Genomic DNA, 15,919 nt, shown 5'->3' on the forward strand with positions numbered 1-15,919 from the left:
TCCTTGAGGGCGACTGCGTGCCGCGTCACGCGGACGCGAGCAGCAGGTCGATGTAATCGTGGGCGAGCTTCAGTGCCGCCCGGGTGTCGATCGGGCCGCCGGCGAGCGCGCCGCGCAGCCACAGGCCGTCGATCAGTGCGGCGAGGCCGCTGGCGGCTTCGCGTGCTTTCGCATGCGGCAGGGCCTTCGCGAATTCGGCGCACAGGTTCGAATGGAGGCGCCGCGTGTTGACGTGCTGCAGGCGCTTGAGCATCGGGTCGTGCATGCTCTGCGACCAGAATGCGAGCCAGGTCTTCATCACCGGTGCGCTGACCTGCGTGTCGTCGAAGTTCGCGGCGGCGATCGCGCGCAGCCGGGCCCGCGGATCCTTGCGGGCGTTCGTGCGACGGCGCGTGGTGGCTGCCCACAGATCGCGCAGCACATGGCGCATCGTCGCTTCGAGCAGGCCGTCCTTGTCGCCGAAGTAGTGGCTGACGATGCCCGTCGAGATGTTCGCGCGCTGCGCGACCGACGCGAGCGTCGTGCCGGGCAGCCCCGCTTCGTCGATCGACCGCAGCGTGGCGTCGATCAACTGCGCGCGGCGAATCTCCCGCATTCCGACTTTCGGCATCGCGACTCCTTCGCCCGCACGGGCCGCCCATGGAAGTCGAGAGCTTAGCGGTTTTTTATTGATCGTTCAATCAACAAAAAAATCGGGGTCGGAGGTCTGAGGCGAGGCGGCGAAGGCGGGCGAGCCGTTGCAAGCGGAAATTGTGCAGGTGCGGAAAAACGGATTGAAAGGGGGTTAAATAAATTGAAGTTTTTTTAAAACGGATCCGGAAAACCCGCCGTCTGAAGTGGCGAAATGGCGGATTTTGTTTTATTACGAAGCGAAAGAATGTGGAGGATCGAAACATTATTCATAATATGAAAATGGCGATCCCGTTGAGGAGATCCGGTAATTTTTGGAAATGCGTTTCAAACGGAGAATTAAAGTTGGATAAGCTATTGAATGAACAAGGAAATTGATGATTTTCAGGGTGATTGCGCGCCAACTCGCAAACGATTGCGATTCGCCTTTCGGGCACTTCCGCCTACCATAAAAAATGCGTGAAGAATTTGAATCGGTCGTATTTCCCGCCTGAATAGAGGGGATCGTTGGGGCGACTTGAGTCAGTAATATTGTCCGTATTAGTATGGCGCCGCACTACGAGGAACGAATCGATGCCGCCCGCATCCGCCGCGGTGTATCGGCAATGCGCGCGAATGGAATGCGCGCGTGAGCCGCCGCGCACGATTGCGCACCTGCAGCATGACGCGACGTCGAGACGCCGCAGCCACCGGAGAACGACGATGCCGACCGAAAAACACGTAGTCCCGCTGCCGAATGGTCTGAAGGTCTACGTCGAACGGAACGTGTTCGACCCGGCGTTCGACACGGCGATGCTCGTCAACGGCGCACTCGCGACGACGGCGTCGTTCGGGCAGACCGTCCAGTATCTCGGCGAGCGGATGAACACAATCTGCTTCGACCTGCCGTATGCGGGGCAGTCGCGCCAGCACAACCCGGGCTGCTTCATCCTGACGAAGGACGACGAGGCCGCGATCCTCCAGTATCTGGTCGAGCGTTTTGCGCCGGCGTTCCTGGTGTCGGTGTCGTGGGGCGGCGTCGCCTCGCTGTTCGCGCTCGCGCGCGGCTGCCCGAGCGTGCGGCGCGCGGCGATCTGCTCGTTCTCGCCGTTCCTGAACGACGCGATGGTCGACTACGTGACGCGTGCGCGCGACCACATCGCGGCCGGCGAGAACCTGCAGGCCGCACAGCTGCTGAACGACACCGTCGGCCGCTACCTGCCGCGCATCATGAAGCTGTACAACTACCGCTACCTGACGCGCCTGCCGCGCGACGAACAGGACCAGGTCGCGTTCCACGTCGACCAGATCCTGTCGCTGCAGCCCGAGCGCTACCTGAGCGAGTTCTCGAACATCGGCTGCGAACTGCTGTTCCTGAACGGCGAGCGCGACGACTACACGACGCCGGCCGACGTTCGCCAGCTCGCCGCGCACGTGCCGCGCGCGCGTTTCCAGACGATCGCCGACGCCGGCCATTTCCTCGACATCGAAGGCCGCGCGCAGCGCGAACGCACGCGCGCGGCGCTGCTCGGCTTCTTCTGCGACGCACCGGCCGCGGCGCCCGGCATCAATCTCGGCGCGTGCATGCCGGCGCCGATGCCGGCGCTGTCGTCGTGACGCCGCGCCCCGCGCATCCCGCATTCCAATCCTACGAGGCAGGCCAGCCGTGAATATCGTTCAGTCCATCGCCATCGTCGTTCCCTGGGCCGCATGGCTCGCCTACTGGATCGCGACTTCGCGGGCCGTGAAATCGACCGTGCGCAAGGAGGCGTCGCGTTCGCGCACGCTGCAGTCGATCCCGCTGATCGTCGGCGGCGCGCTGATCATCCTGCCCGATCCGACGCTGCAGGCGCTGGCGCCCGACTGGCAGCGGTTCGGCCTGTCCGCGCAGTGCGGGCTCGCGGTGCTGGTCGCGGGGCTGCTGTTCTCGGTATGGGCGCGGCTGCATCTCGGCAGCAACTGGAGCGTGTCCGTCACGCTGAAGGAAAACCACGAACTGGTGCGCTCGGGGCCGTACGCGCTGGTGCGCCATCCGATCTATACGGGCTGCCTGGTCGCGCTCGTCGGCGCCGCGCTGATCGGCGGCGAATGGCGCGGTGCGCTCGGCGTGCTGCTCGTGTTCGCGTCGCTCGCGTACAAGGTGCGCGTCGAGGAGAGCTGGCTGACCGGCTATTTCGGGCCGGCCTATACGCAGTACCGCCGCGAAGTCGCGGCGCTGATCCCCGGCGTCTACTGAATCTGGCGGCGCGCACCGTGGCGAAGGTGATCGTGACCGCGATCGGCTCGGCGGGCGACGTGCATCCGCTGCTCGGCGTCGCCCGCGCGCTCGCCGCGCGCGGTCACGAACTCGCGTTCTGCACGCATCCGCCGTTCGAGCCGGCGGTGCGCCGCTGCGGCTTCGCGTTCGTGCCGGTCGGCACCGCGGCCGAGTACGAGGCCGCGATGGCGAACCCGGCGCTGTGGGATCCGCGCACGTCGTTCCGCACGCTGTGGCAGGTGATCGCGCCGGTGCTGCGCCCGCATTACGATGCGCTCCATGCGCTGACCGACGCCGACACGGTGCTGGTCGGCACGCTGTGGGCGTTTTCCGCGCGCTTCATGCAGGAGCTGCACGGCACGCCGTACGTGTCGGTGCAGGTGTCGCCGTCGACGCTGCTGTCCGCGCATGCGCCGCCGACGCACAAGCGGCTGACGATTCCCGCGCGCTGGCCGTTGCCGCTGAAGTCGGCATTGATGACGCTGATCGAGCGGCAGGTGCTGGACCGCGTATGCGGGCCTGCGCTCAATGCGGTGCGCGCCGCGCTCGGGTTGGCGCCCGCGCGGCGCGTGCTCGGCCGCTGGCTGCATTCGACCGACGGCGTGCTGTGCCTGTTTCCCGACTGGTTCGCGCCGCCGCAGCGCGACTGGCCGTCGAATCATCGGCAAAGCGGCTTTCCGCTGTTCAACGATATCGCGACGAGCGACGACGACGCCGAACTCGACGCGTTTCTCGCGGCCGGCGAGCCGCCTGTCGTGTTCACGGCCGGCTCGACGCGCGTCGATCACGCCGCGTATGCGCGCGCGGTGTCGGACGCGCTGCGCGCGACCGGCGCGCGCGGCCTCCTGCTGACGCCGGACGCTGCCGCCGCCGGCACCGATCGCTTGCTGGCGCGCCGCTTCGTGCCGATGCGCACGCTGTTGCCGCGCTGCCGCGCGCTCGTGCATCACGGCGGCATCGGCACCGCGGCGCTCGCGTTCGAGGCCGGCATTGCGCAGGTCGTCACGCCGTTCGCGCACGACCAGTTCGACAATGCGCAGCGCGTCGCGGCGAGCGGCTGCGGCGTGCGCGTCGATGGCCCGGTCGACGGCGCGCGGCTCGGCGCGGCGCTCGTGCGCGTGCTCGGCGAACCCGCATTCGCGTCGCGCGCGGCGCACGTGCGCGCACGGCTGACGGCCGAGCCGGACGGCTGCGAGGCGGCCGCCGACTTCATCGAGCGCTTCGTGCCGGCGCGTGGCCGTGCGGCGGCGCCGGCCGATACCGCGACGGCGGGCGCATGAGTACCGCGTCGCCGCTTCACGATGCGCCGGCCGCCTTCGACGCGTCCGCGCTCGCGCCGGCATCGGCGCCGGTGCACGGCATCCGTCTCGCGCTGCTGACCTTCGCGCTGTCGCTCGCGACCTTCATCGAGGTGCTCGACTCGACCGTGACGAACGTCGCGGTGCCGGCCATTTCCGGCAGCCTCGGCGTCGCGAACAGCCAGGGCACGTGGGTGATCAGTTCGTACTCGGTCGCCGCCGCGATCGCGGTGCCGCTGACGGGCTGGCTCGCGCGCCGCATCGGCGAACTGCGGCTGTTCGTCGGCGCGGTGCTGCTGTTCACGCTGACGTCGCTGCTGTGCGGGCTCGCGCGCGACCTGCACGTGCTGGTCGTCTGCCGCGCGTTGCAGGGGCTGTGCTCGGGGCCGATGGTGCCGCTGTCGCAGACCATCCTGCTGCGCGCCTTCCCGCCGGCCAGGCGCACGGTCGCGCTCGCGCTGTGGGCGATGACGGTGCTGCTCGCGCCGATCTTCGGGCCGGTGGTCGGCGGCTGGATCGTCGACAACCTGTCGTGGCCGTGGATCTTCCTGATCAACCTGCCGATCGGGCTGTTCTCGTTCGCGGTGTGCACCGCGATGCTGCGGCCCGACGCGCAGCGCGGCGCGGCCGGCCCGATCGACGTGCCGGGCATCGTGCTGCTCGTGATCGGGGTCGGCTCACTGCAGGCGATGCTCGACCTCGGCCACGACAAGGGCTGGTTCGGCTCGCCGCTGATCGTAGCGCTTGCGGTCGTCGCGGCGCTCGCGATCGTGTCGCTGCTGATCTGGGAGGCGGGCGAAGCGCATCCGGTCGTCGACCTGAGCCTGTTTCGCGACCGCACGTTCTCGTTCTGCGTGCTGATCGTGTCGCTCGGGATGATGAGCTTCTCGGTGGTCGGCGTCGTGTTTCCGCTGTGGATGCAGGCCGTGATGGGCTACAACGCGTTCCATGCAGGGCTCGCGACCGCGTCGCTCGGCGTGCTCGCGCTGGTGTTCTCGATCGTCGTCGGCCTGCATGCGCACCGCTTCGACGCGCGCGTGCTGGCGACGTTCGGCTTTCTCGTGTTCGCGGGCGTGCTCGCATGGGACGCGCATTTCACGCTGAAGATGACGTTCGTGCAGATCGCGACGCCGGGCCTGATCCAGGGCATCGGGCTGCCGTGCTTCTTCATTCCGTTGACGGCCGCGACGCTGTCGCGCATTCCCGACGACCGGCTCGCAGCCGCGTCGAGCCTGTCGAATTTCCTGCGCACGCTGTCGGCCGCGTTCGGCACCGCGATGAGCGTGACGCTGTGGGACAACCGCGCGACCTATCACTACGACGTCGTGTCGCAGTCAGTCACGCATGCGTCGGCGAACACGCAGCGCTTCGTGCATGCGCTGAACGCGATGGGCGTCGAGGGCACGCGCGAGCTGGCGACGCTGCATCAGGTCGTGATGCAGCAGGCGTACATGATGGCAACGGGCGACATGTTCTGGATGGCGAGCGTCACGTGCATCGTGCTCGCGGCAATGATGTGGCTGACGCGGCCGAAGCGCGGCGCGGCGGCCTCCTTCGGGCATTGAGGAGAAAGCCATGACGACGCTTGGCGCACTCGTGGTCCTGTATCACCCGACCGACGCACAGCTCGCGGCGCTCGCCGCATGGCGGCACGCCTGCGACGCGCTGCTGGTCGTCGACAACGCGCCGCAGCCCGACGCGCGTGCGCGCGAGCTGTGCGCGCGCGAAGGCATCGCGCTGCTGCATCACGGCAATCGCGGCGGCATCGCCGGCGCGTACAACGCCGGGCTGGCCGCGCTGTTTCGCGAGCGCATCGAGGCGGTTGCGCTGTTCGACCAGGATTCGTCGGTGCCGGCCGGCTACTTCGCGGCGATGCGCGAGGTCGGCGCACGGATGAGCGATCGCGCCTTTCTCGCCGGCCCGCGCATCTTCGACGAGCACGCGCGCAGCTTCCTGCCCGAGCTGTCGACCGACGGCATCGCGCTGCGCCGGCTGCGGATCGAGCCGGACGCGCCGATGCAGCGCTGCGCGTTCCTGATCTCGTCGGGCTGCATGGTGTCGCGCGCTGCGTTCGACCGGCTCGGCCGCTTCGACGAAACGCTGTTCATCGACCACGTCGATACCGAGTACAGCTTCCGCGCGCTCGCGCGCAACGTGCCGCTCTATGTCGTGCCTTCGCTGGTCATGCCGCACCGGATCGGCGCGAAGCAGCGCCATGCGATCGGCCCTTTCGAAATGACGTCGATGAATCATTCGTGGCAACGGCGCTACTACAGCGCGCGCAATGCGGTACAGCTCGGCATGCAGTACGGGCTGCGCTTTCCGGTGGCGATCGTGCCGAACCTGCTGACCGTCTGGCAGGTCGTGCAGATCGCGCTCGTCGAACGCGACAAGCGCGCGAAGCTCGCCGGCATCCTGTTCGGCGTCGCGGACGGCCTGTTCGGCCGGCTCGGCCCGCTCGAAAGCACGCGGCCGCGGCTCGCCGAGCGTGCGCAACGCGGCGTGGCGCAGCGGTGAGGCGCGCGATGCGGAACTGGACGAAGCGGCGGCGGGCAGGGCGCGGCTGGACGGTCGTGGCGGCGGCCGCGCTGGTGGCGCTGGGCGGATGCGCGCCGGCGGGCTTCCTGCCGTCGCTGTCGCTGCGCGCCCCGGCCGACGACGCGCTCGCGCGCACGGCCGGCCCCGGCGCGAACGGCGCATGGCCCGCGCCCGACTGGGTCACGCAGTTGCGCGATCCGCAGCTCGACGCACTCGTCGCCGAAGCGACGCAGAACAATCCGGACCTGCAGGTCGCGCAGGCGCGGCTGCGGATCGCGCAGGCGCAGCTGCAGCAGTTCGACTCGCTGACCGGGCTGACGGGCACTGCCGGCGCGACGGTCAGCCGCGCGCGGATGCCGAAGCCGGGCGACAACGTCGCCGACGTGTCGGTCGGCGGCTATCGCGTGCCGGTCGAGATCTTCGGCGACCCGGTCGTGTCGCCGTCGTCGGTATTCGTCGGGCTGAATTACCAGCTCGACCTGTGGGGCCGGAACCGCGCCGCGACGAAGAGCCTGATGTCGCTGCGCGACGCGGCGCGCGTCGAGGCCGAACAGGTGCGGCTCGCGCTGACCGTCGCGATCGTCACCGTGTATTGCCAGCTCGACCAGGCGTATGCGTCGCGCGACCTGCTGCAGCAGAAGCTGGCGATCGGCCAGCGCGTGACGGCCGTGCTGCGCGAGCGCACCGCGCGCGGCCTCGACAACGCGTACGACGCGAGCGACGCGTCGATCAAGCGCAGCCGGTTGCTGGAACAGATCGCGCTGAGCGACGAGCAGATCAAGCTCGCGCAACTGCAGCTCGGCGTGCTGTCGGGGCGCGGCCCCGAGCGCGGGCTCGCGCTGCAGCGGCCGCGCGTCGGCGCATTCGCCGGCCCCGCGCTGCCTGCGCGCCTGCCGGCCGAGCTGCTCGGCCGCCGGCCCGACATCGTCGCGGCGAGGCTGCGTGTCGAAGCCGCGTTCGCGAACGCCGATTCGACGCGTGCGCAGTTCTATCCGGACGTGAACCTCGTCGCGCTCGGCGGCGTGTTCGCGCTGACGCCCGCGTCGCTGTTCTCGCGCGACGCGCTCGCCGGCTCGGTCGGCCCGGCGGTCTCGCTGCCGGTCTTCGATCGCGGCCGGCTGAAGGCGAAGCTCGGCGCGGACGTCGCGCAGGCCGACGTCGCGATCGGCCTGTACAACAAGACCGTCGACGACGCGCTCGGGCAGGTCGCGCAGCTCGTCACGTCGCTGCAGACTTCGCAGACGCTGGTCGCGCAGCAGCAGGACGCGGTCGCGGCCGCGCAGAAGATCGTGCAGATCGCGAGCGACCGGCATCGGCGCGGCGTGCTGATGCAGAAGGACGTCGACGTCGCGGAGCTGACGCTGGTCGACGAGCGCGCGCAACTGATCGGCTTGCTCGGCCGGCAGCGGACGCTGCGCGTCGCGCTGATCGGCGCGCTCGGCGGCGGCTTCGATGCGGGGCCGGCCGTGGCCGCGGCGCAGGCGGCGCCGGCGCATGCGGCGCGGGGCGTGCGCGCGAAACGCGGCGCGGCGGCGAATGCGCTGGCCGGCAGGACGGACGCGCCGGCGGGCGGGACCGCTTCGTCGTCCGCGCAGGCCGGCGCGCGCGCCGTCGTCCCGCATGCCGATGCGGCGTCGCTCGCGACAGCGGGCGATACGTCGGCCGCCGCCGGCGCCGGGCGTCGCGCAAGGCCCGGCGATGCGCCCGGCGCGATCGCCGCGCCATCGACGTTCGCCGTGCTGCGTCCGGCGGCGGTGACGCCTTCCAGCCCCGCACCGGCCGCGCTGCCGGCCATCCCCGTGTTCCAGCACGATCGTCTGATCGTTACGCAAAGCGACTGATGCACCACGACAATCTCCATACCGCGCTACCGCCGGCCGCGTCGTCCGACGCGGCGCTCGATGCCCGCCGGGCGACGCGCCGCAAGCGCTTCACGCTGTTCCTTGCCGTGGTGCTGCTGGCCGCGCTCGCCTGGCTCGCGTTCTGGCTGCTGCTCGACCGCTACGACGAGGACACCGACGACGCGTACGTCGCCGGCAGCATCGTGCAGGTCGCCGCGCAGGTGCCCGGCACCGTGACCGACGTGCTCGTCGCCGATACGCAGACCGTCCGCGCCGGCCAGCCGCTGGTGCGGCTCGACGACGCGGAGGCGTCGGTCGCGTTCGCACAGGCGAAGGCGCAGCTCGTGCAGGCGGTGCGGCAGGTCGCGAACGCGCGGATCTCGAACACGATGTACGTGGAGGCCGTGAATGCGCGGCGCGCCGACCTGTCGCTTGCACAGCGCGCGCTGGCGGCGCGCAGTGGCGCGTCGGTCGAGATCGTCGCGCCCGAGGAGCTGGCCCGCGCGCGGGCGGCGGTCGCGGGCGCGCAGGCGAACCTCGCGGCCGCGCAGGCGCAGCTCGACGCGGCGCGCGCGCTCGGCAGCAGGCTGCCGGTCGACGAAAGTCCGGCCGTCGTGCAGGCGGCCGCGCAGTTCAGGCTCGCGTACCGGAACCTGAAGCGCACGACGATCGTCGCGCCCGTCGACGGCACGATCGGTCAGCGCGCGGTGCAGGTCGGCCAGCAGGTCGGGCCCGGCGTGCCGCTGATGTCGGTCGTGCAGCTGAACCGGCTGTGGGTCGAGGCGAACTTCAAGGAAGGGCAGATTCGCCACATGCGGGTCGGGCAGCCGGTGCAGGTGGTGTCGGACCTGTACGGCTCGCGCGTCGTCTATCGCGGCCGCGTGCAGGGCTTCTCGGCAGGCACCGGCAGCGCGTTCTCGATGCTGCCGTCGCAGAACGCGGCCGGCAACTGGATCAAGGTCGTGCAGCGCGTGCCGGTCGTGATCGCGCTCGAGCCGCAGGAGCTCGCCGCGCATCCGCTGCGCGTCGGCCTGTCGATGCGCGTGACGGTCGACACGCACGATCGCAACGGACACGCGCTCGACAGCGAGCCGCCGACGCCGGCCGTCGCCACGCGCGTGCACGACGGTGTCGCCAGCGAGGCCGACGCGGCGGTCGCGGCGATCGTTCGCGACAATCAGGGCGGCTGACGCGCGCGGCCGACCTCCTGCGCCGGCCTGCGTGCCGCCGGGGCCGGCGCCCGCAGCGGCGGCCGGGCTGCGGGGCCGCCCGCAGCGACCGGCCTCCGGCGCGCCGTCGCCGCGCACGGCTCCCGGCCGCTTTCCCGCCCGACTTTCGCATTTCCGCCATTCATGTCGGCGCCGTTCAAACCGGTGTCGCGTTTTGGACATCGGCGCCCCCGTCTCCGGGACTACTCTCGAACAGCACGCTGTGTGCGCACCGCATCCGCCGGCGCGCAGCGGCGCCATCCAACGAGACATGGAGACAATACGATGAGCAGCAATCGAGGTGTCGTCTATCTTGGGCCGGGCAAGGTCGAGGTGCAGAAGATCGATTATCCGAAGATGGTCGATCCGAGCGGCCGCGCGATCGGCCACGGCGTGATTCTCAAGGTGGTCAGCACGAACATCTGCGGCTCCGATCAGCACATGGTGCGCGGCCGCACGACGGCGCCGATCGGTCTCGTGCTCGGTCACGAGATCACCGGCGAGGTGGTCGAGATCGGCCGCGACGTCGAGACGCTGAAGCTCGGCGATCTCGTGTCGGTGCCGTTCAACGTCGCGTGCGGCCGCTGCGCGATGTGCAAGGACACGCATACGGGCGTCTGCCTGAACGTGAACCCGTCGCGCGCCGGCGGCGCGTACGGCTATGTCGACATGGGCGGCTGGATCGGCGGCCAGGCCGAGTACGTGCTGGTGCCGTACGCGGACTTCAACCTGCTGAAATTCCCCGACCGCGACCAGGCGATGGCGAAGATCCGCGATCTGACCTGCCTGTCCGACATCCTGCCGACCGGTTATCACGGCGCAGTCAGCGCGGGCGTGAAGCCCGGCTCGACCGTCTATATCGCGGGCGCGGGCCCGGTCGGGATGGCTGCCGCCGCATCGGCGCGCCTGCTCGGCGCGGCCGTGACGATCGTCGGCGACATGAACGCTGAACGCCTCGCGCACGCGAAGGCGATGGGCTTCGAGACGGTCGACCTGTCGAAGGACGCGACGCTCGGCGAGCAGATCGAGCAGATCCTCGGCGTGCCGGAGATCGACTGCGCGGTCGACTGCGTCGGCTTCGAAGCGCATGGCCACGGCTCGTCGGGCCACTCGGAAGAGGCGCCCGCGACGGTGCTGAACTCGCTGATGGAAATCACGCGGCCGGCCGGCGCGATCGGCATCCCGGGCCTGTACGTGACCGACGATCCGGGCGCGAAGGACAAGGCCGCGCAGCACGGCAGCCTGAGCATCCGCTTCGGCCTCGGCTGGGCGAAGTCGCATTCGTTCTTCACGGGCCAGACGCCGGTGCTGAAATACAACCGCAACCTGATGCAGGCGATCCTGTTCGACCGGCTGCCGATCGCGAAGATCGTCAACGTGTCGGTGATCTCGCTCGACGATGCGCCGGAAGGCTACAAGAAGTTCGACGGCGGCGCGCCGCGCAAATTCGTCATCGATCCGCACGGCCTGCTCGCGGCCTGACGATACGCGCCTCGGCGGAACATGAAACGGGCGGCGCCGGCGACGGCGCCGCCCGTTTTTTTTGCGGTGCGATTTGGCATGCGTCGGGCGCGATGCCCGGCCGGGCGACCGTCGCCGCCGTCCGGGATTGCTGCGATAATCGACGCCCTGTTCCCGAACCTGCCGCCGCCGACCGCAGGCGGATCCCCGGATGGCCAAGTCACTCCCTCTCGCCGCGCTGCACACCTTCGTCGAGGTGGCGCGATGCGGCAGCATGAAGCAGGCGGCCGAGCTGCTGTGCCTGTCGCCCGGCGCCGTCAGCCAGCATGTCCGCAATCTCGAGGACCGGCTCGCCGTGCGCCTGTTCGAACGCAACGGCCGCGAGCTCGAACTGACCGGAACCGGGCGGGCGCTGTTCGACCAGCTCGCCGGCGGCTTCGGCGAGATCGAGGCCGCGTGGGCGAACGTGCACGGCGCGAACCGGCGCGTCGTGCGCCTCACGGTGACGACCACCGCGTCGTTCGCGAATACGTGGCTCGTGCAGCGGCTCGGCTCGTTCAATGCGCGCTACCCCGAAATCGAAATCTCCGTCGAGACGCGCGCGCAACTGGTCGACCTGCGCCGCGACTACGTCGACGTCGCGATCCGGCACGGGCTGGGCCGTTATCCGGGCCATGCGTCGTTCCGGATCTGGACGCCGGAGCTGTGGCCCGTATGCAGCCCGCAGCTGCTCGATCCGGCGCGGCCGATCGAACAGCCGGCCGACTGCCTGTCATACCCGCTGCTGCAGGATGCGGACCGCGCCGACTGGGCGCTGTGGCTGCGCGCGCAGGGCATCGACGATGCGCGCGCGCAGCGCGGCGCGAGCTTCAGCGAGGACGCGCTGCTGATTCGCGCCGCGGTGGCCGGGCAGGGCATCGCGCTGGTGCGCGACATCTATGCGCAGCACGAGGTCGCGGCCGGGCGGCTGGTGCGCGTGCTGGCGCGGCCCTGGCCGACCGAGCTGTCCTATTACGTCGTGTGCAGCGAGGCCCGCCAGCACGAATGGAAGATCGCCGCGTTTCGCGACTGGCTCGCGCGGGAAATCGGCGACGACGGCGCCGACGCGCCGCACGCGCTATTGCCGTGAGCCGCGCGCGACGGCAGCCGTGAAGCCCTTGATCTTGCCGGTCGCGAGCGCGGTGCCGAGCAGGATGATCGCGCAGCCGGCGACGGTCTGCACGGTGACCGTTTCGTGCAGGAAGATCGCGCCCCAGACGACGCCGAAGATCGGGATCAGGAACGTGACCGACGCCGCGTACTGCGCGCCGGCGCTGCGGATCAGCCCGAAATACAGCAGGTATGCGACGGCCGTGCAGAGCGCGCCGAGCAGCACGACGGCGATCCATGCGGCGGCCGGAACGGCGCTGCCGGGCCACATCGGCGCCGCCAGCGGCGCGAGGACGAGCGCGGCGAACAACTGGCTGCCGAACGCGGACACGAACGGCCGTACGTTCGCGAGCCTGCGCTTCGAGTAGTGCGCGGCGAATCCGTACGACAGCGTCGCGATCATCGCGGCGGCGATCGCGCCCGGCGCGCCGGCCGTGCCCGCGCCGACCGCCGAGCCGGCGAGCACGACGACCCCGGCGAAGCCGAGTGCCAGCCCGATCGCCTGCGGTTTCGTCAGCGGCGCGCGCAGCCACAGGTAGGCGACGATCGCGGCCCATAGCGGCGTGGTTGCGTTCAGGATCGAGTCGGTGCCGGCCGTCACGAACAGCGCCGCATAGGTCAGCAGGCAGAACGGCAGCGCCGAATTGGTCACGCCGACCACGAACAGCGGCACGACGTGCGTACGCAGTTCGCGCCGCGCGCCGGCGTCGCGCAGCACCGGCGACAACAGCAGCGCGGCGATCGCGACGCGCAGTGCGATCAGCGGGACGACGCCGAACGCCGGCGCGCCCATTCGCATGAACAGGAACGACGCGCCCCAGATTGCCGCGAGGGTCACGAGCTGCAATGCATTCATGAAGAAACTCCGTTCGTTGGCTCGGGCGGCCGGCGCGACGCGCGACATGCGAGGCGCGTCGGCGCGACCGGATGACCCATTGAACGCGAGGCGGCCGCTGCGGCGCAAACGAGGTTTTCTGCGGGCCGGTTTAGAAAAATGAATCGAGCGGCGAGCGCCGGCCGCGGCCGCTCAATGACCGCGATAGAGCTTCGCGACCTCGAAGGTATTCGATGCGTGTCGCCGCCCATGGCCGCCGTGTGTGCTGACGCGACGCAGCGCATGCGACCGGTGCGCGGGATCGCGCGGGCTGTGCCAGACGGCCGTGCGGACCGACGCGGGCGGCGTCGCGTGCGGACAGGCAGGGTCCGCATGGCGCGTGCAGGCTCGTGCGGCAAGCGCGCGATTCGGTGCGGACAGCGATGCGTTGCCGCCCGCGGCAGCCGTCGCGATCGTGCCGGCCGGTCGTGCCGCGCGAACCCACTGCGCGCCGGCGCCGGTTGCGCCGTGCCGGTCGATCGCCAGTTGCGGCGCGTCGACCGAATGAAACGGATAGACGGGCACCGGCAGCACCGGCAACGACGGATCGCCCTGCAACGCCGCCGGATTGTCGGACGCGTGTGCGTCGGCGACGGTCACGCGCGATGCGCCGGGCGGGCGGCAGGTCGGATCGGCCCTGCACATCCGGTCGGTCGCCACGTAGCCGCCGACCAGCAGCACGACCGTCGCGATGCTCAGCAGCGGCGCGGTCGATGCGCTGGGGCGCCGGAACGACGCGTTGCGCAGCGCGCGCGCAACGCGCGCCGACCAGCTGTCGAACGAGCGCACCGCGTATCGGGTGCGCGCATCGCCGGTCCGCTCGGGCAGCGGTTCGAACGGCCAGCTGGGCCGACCGCAGGCCGGGCAGTGCTCGAGCGCGCGAAACGCGACGAAGCCGCATTGCCGGCATCGGCAGCTGGTCGTGCGACGTGCGTCGGCGCGTGTGCGCGCGATGCCGCGCACGGTCTCGCGTGCGCGGATGTTCCGGTTGGGCAGGATATGCATGATCTGCGCTACTCCGAATCGCGCTGGCGGGTCGCCAGCGTACCGATGGTCTGCATCGCGCTCTCCACGGCGGGCGTCCACGGTCGGCCGTAGTTGAGCCGGACGTAGCGACGGAATCCGCCGGTCATCGAAAAGATCGGTCCGGGCGCGATGCTGATGCCGTTTTCCATCGCGGCGCCGAACAGGCGCAGCGCATCGACGCGCGGCGGCAGCTCGATCCACAGAAAATAGCCGCCGCGCGGTGCAAATACTTCGGTCCCCTGTGGAAAATACGCGCGCACGGCCGCGAGCATCTGCGCCTGGTGCGCGGCCAGATTGCGCCGCAGCCTGCGCAGGAACCGGTCGTAGCCGCCGTCGCGCAGATAGCGGGAAATGGCGATTTGCGCGGTGAGGTCGGCCGACGGTGCGCCGGTGCACGACGCGTGCCTGATCTGCTGTACGTAGCGTCCGGCCGCGACCCAGCCGATCCGGAAGCCGGGCGCGAGGCACTTCGAAAACGACCCGCAGTGGAGCACCAGCCCCTTATCGTCATACAGCTTCGCGGGACGCGCCGGCGACGGTCCGAAATGCAGTTCGTTGTACACGTCGTCCTCGATCAGCGGCACGCGGCGCGCGGCGAGCAGCTCGATCAGCGCGCGCTTGCGTTCGTCGGACAAGGTCGCGCCGGTCGGATTGTGGAACGACGTCATGAACCAGCAGGCGCGTACCGGATGCGTGTCGAGCGCTTCGGCGAGCGCATCGAGATCGAGCCCGGTGCGCGGATCGACCGGGATTTCGACGGCCTTCAGGTGCAGCCGCCGCACGGCCTGCAGTGCCGCGTGAAATGCGGGGCGCTCGATCGCGACCACGTCGCCGGGGCGCGTCAGCGTCTGCAGGCTGAGCGTCAGCGCGTCGAGCGCGCCGGTCGTGATGATGATCTCGTCGAGCGGGAGCGCCGCGCCGGCGGTCAGGTAGCGCAGCGCGATCTGGCGACGCAGTCCGTCGTCGCCGGGCGGGAAGCCGGACAGCACCTGGCTGCGATCCATGTTGCGCGCTGCCGTCGCCGCGTATCGCCACAGGCTGCTCATCGGAAACAGCGAATAGCTCGCGAACGCCGAGCCGAGCGGAACGATGTCCTCGCAGCTGATGGAATCGAGCAGGCGAAACAGCGCGCCGTCGTCGGGCGGCGCCACGGCCCGCTTGCGCGGCAGATCGTGCCCGGTGCGCAGGTGGCGGTCGTCGAGGTTCGCCACGAAATAACCGGACCGTGCACGTGCGACGATCAGTCCCTCGCTCTCGAGCGCGTAGTACGCGCGGAACACGGTGGACGGGCTGACGTGATACGCGCGACAGGCGGCGCGCACCGTCGGGATGCGCGCACCCGGGGCCAGATCTCCGCGCCGGATCGAATCGGCGATCGTTCCGGCGAGCATCGCATAACGCTTCATGCCTGCCTCAAGTCGAGCGCGTTCCTGCCGAAAAAAGAGTAGCACGGCGCGTGTCGCTCGGGCACCGGTCTTCCATCGTGATCCGTTTATTTTCGATGGGCTCTGATCCTGTTTTCTCGAGCGATTCGCAGGCATGCTCTCGCCACCTTCAACCCGACGTCCACTCGAAATACGGAATTCACGCTGCACGACGGCTGATCCGTGGCCGCGCGCATCCGCGCGCGGCTTCGTCTGCCGGCGTCTCACATTTGT

13 protein-coding genes are annotated in these 15,919 nt (G+C 69.9%); 9 read left to right on the forward strand and 4 right to left on the reverse strand.

Annotated elements, in window-relative coordinates; translation table 11 throughout:
• Window positions 1-25 precede the first annotated feature (25 nt).
• The gene (betI, locus tag WS57_RS02530) at window positions 26-610 is read right to left on the reverse strand and encodes a transcriptional regulator BetI (RefSeq protein WP_040131098.1); all 585 of its coding nucleotides are present in this window, start codon (window positions 608-610) and stop codon (window positions 26-28) included.
• Window positions 611-1,332: 722 nt separating this feature from the next.
• Here betI and WS57_RS02535 point away from each other — a divergent pair.
• The 9 genes from WS57_RS02535 to WS57_RS02575 all read left to right on the forward strand — a co-directional run bounded on the left by WS57_RS02535 (window position 1,333) and on the right by WS57_RS02575 (window position 12,341).
• Window positions 1,333-2,226, forward strand: coding sequence for an alpha/beta fold hydrolase (locus WS57_RS02535; protein WP_040131099.1), 894 nt, complete (start codon window positions 1,333-1,335; stop codon window positions 2,224-2,226).
• A gap of 49 nt (window positions 2,227-2,275) precedes the next feature.
• The gene (locus tag WS57_RS02540; RefSeq protein ID WP_009693770.1) at window positions 2,276-2,845 is read left to right on the forward strand and encodes a methyltransferase family protein; all 570 of its coding nucleotides are present in this window, start codon (window positions 2,276-2,278) and stop codon (window positions 2,843-2,845) included.
• Between the two features lie 17 nt (window positions 2,846-2,862).
• Complete coding sequence (locus WS57_RS02545) at window positions 2,863-4,146, forward strand: glycosyltransferase (protein WP_069243702.1); 1,284 nt, start codon at window positions 2,863-2,865, stop codon at window positions 4,144-4,146.
• Window positions 4,143-5,729, forward strand: coding sequence for a DHA2 family efflux MFS transporter permease subunit (locus WS57_RS02550; protein WP_069243703.1), 1,587 nt, complete (start codon window positions 4,143-4,145; stop codon window positions 5,727-5,729). Before WS57_RS02545 ends, WS57_RS02550 begins: the two co-directional genes overlap by 4 nt.
• Before the next feature lie 10 nt (window positions 5,730-5,739).
• Entirely contained in the window at window positions 5,740-6,681 is a 942-nt protein-coding gene (locus WS57_RS02555; RefSeq protein ID WP_069243704.1) for a glycosyltransferase family 2 protein, read from the forward strand.
• An 8-nt stretch (window positions 6,682-6,689) separates the two neighbouring features.
• The gene (locus tag WS57_RS02560) at window positions 6,690-8,543 is read left to right on the forward strand and encodes an efflux transporter outer membrane subunit (protein WP_069243705.1); all 1,854 of its coding nucleotides are present in this window, start codon (window positions 6,690-6,692) and stop codon (window positions 8,541-8,543) included.
• Entirely contained in the window at window positions 8,543-9,733 is a 1,191-nt protein-coding gene (locus WS57_RS02565) for an efflux RND transporter periplasmic adaptor subunit (RefSeq protein WP_069243706.1), read from the forward strand. Before WS57_RS02560 ends, WS57_RS02565 begins: the two co-directional genes overlap by 1 nt.
• A gap of 303 nt (window positions 9,734-10,036) precedes the next feature.
• On the forward strand, window positions 10,037-11,233 hold the full coding sequence (fdhA, locus tag WS57_RS02570; protein WP_009688903.1) for a formaldehyde dehydrogenase, glutathione-independent: 1,197 nt from the start codon (window positions 10,037-10,039) through the stop codon (window positions 11,231-11,233).
• A gap of 190 nt (window positions 11,234-11,423) precedes the next feature.
• Complete coding sequence (locus WS57_RS02575) at window positions 11,424-12,341, forward strand: LysR substrate-binding domain-containing protein (RefSeq protein ID WP_069243707.1); 918 nt, start codon at window positions 11,424-11,426, stop codon at window positions 12,339-12,341.
• Here the strand turns inward: WS57_RS02575 and WS57_RS02580 are convergent.
• The 3 genes from WS57_RS02580 to WS57_RS02590 all read right to left on the reverse strand — a co-directional run bounded on the left by WS57_RS02580 (window position 12,330) and on the right by WS57_RS02590 (window position 15,667).
• Window positions 12,330-13,217: a DMT family transporter gene (locus tag WS57_RS02580; protein WP_069244327.1), complete on the reverse strand. Its 888-nt coding sequence runs from the start codon at window positions 13,215-13,217 to the stop codon at window positions 12,330-12,332. The two genes, WS57_RS02575 and WS57_RS02580, sit on opposite strands and share 12 nt — an antisense overlap.
• Window positions 13,218-13,388: 171 nt before the next feature.
• Entirely contained in the window at window positions 13,389-14,240 is an 852-nt protein-coding gene (locus WS57_RS02585) for a hypothetical protein (RefSeq protein WP_069243708.1), read from the reverse strand.
• An 8-nt stretch (window positions 14,241-14,248) separates the two neighbouring features.
• Window positions 14,249-15,667: a PLP-dependent aminotransferase family protein gene (locus WS57_RS02590; RefSeq protein WP_059515215.1), complete on the reverse strand. Its 1,419-nt coding sequence runs from the start codon at window positions 15,665-15,667 to the stop codon at window positions 14,249-14,251.
• Window positions 15,668-15,919 lie beyond the last annotated feature (252 nt).

It is taken from the genome of Burkholderia pseudomultivorans, from assembly GCF_001718415.1.
GTDB lineage: Bacteria > Pseudomonadota > Gammaproteobacteria > Burkholderiales > Burkholderiaceae > Burkholderia > Burkholderia pseudomultivorans_A.

Excerpts from the sequence above, each read along its gene's own strand:
- betI (WP_040131098.1), bottom strand. The coding sequence starts at position 610 with ATGCCGAAAGTCGGAATGCGGGAGATTCGCCGCGCGCAGTTGATCGAC.
- WS57_RS02535 (WP_040131099.1), top strand. The coding sequence starts at position 1,333 with ATGCCGACCGAAAAACACGTAGTCCCGCTGCCGAATGGTCTGAAGGTC.
- WS57_RS02550 (WP_069243703.1), top strand. The coding sequence starts at position 4,143 with ATGAGTACCGCGTCGCCGCTTCACGATGCGCCGGCCGCCTTCGACGCG.
- WS57_RS02555 (WP_069243704.1), top strand. The coding sequence starts at position 5,740 with ATGACGACGCTTGGCGCACTCGTGGTCCTGTATCACCCGACCGACGCA.
- WS57_RS02560 (WP_069243705.1), top strand. The coding sequence starts at position 6,690 with ATGCGGAACTGGACGAAGCGGCGGCGGGCAGGGCGCGGCTGGACGGTC.
- WS57_RS02565 (WP_069243706.1), top strand. The coding sequence starts at position 8,543 with ATGCACCACGACAATCTCCATACCGCGCTACCGCCGGCCGCGTCGTCC.
- fdhA (WP_009688903.1), top strand. The coding sequence starts at position 10,037 with ATGAGCAGCAATCGAGGTGTCGTCTATCTTGGGCCGGGCAAGGTCGAG.
- WS57_RS02575 (WP_069243707.1), top strand. The coding sequence starts at position 11,424 with ATGGCCAAGTCACTCCCTCTCGCCGCGCTGCACACCTTCGTCGAGGTG.
- WS57_RS02580 (WP_069244327.1), bottom strand. The coding sequence starts at position 13,217 with ATGAATGCATTGCAGCTCGTGACCCTCGCGGCAATCTGGGGCGCGTCG.
- WS57_RS02585 (WP_069243708.1), bottom strand. The coding sequence starts at position 14,240 with ATGCATATCCTGCCCAACCGGAACATCCGCGCACGCGAGACCGTGCGC.
- WS57_RS02590 (WP_059515215.1), bottom strand. The coding sequence starts at position 15,667 with ATGAAGCGTTATGCGATGCTCGCCGGAACGATCGCCGATTCGATCCGG.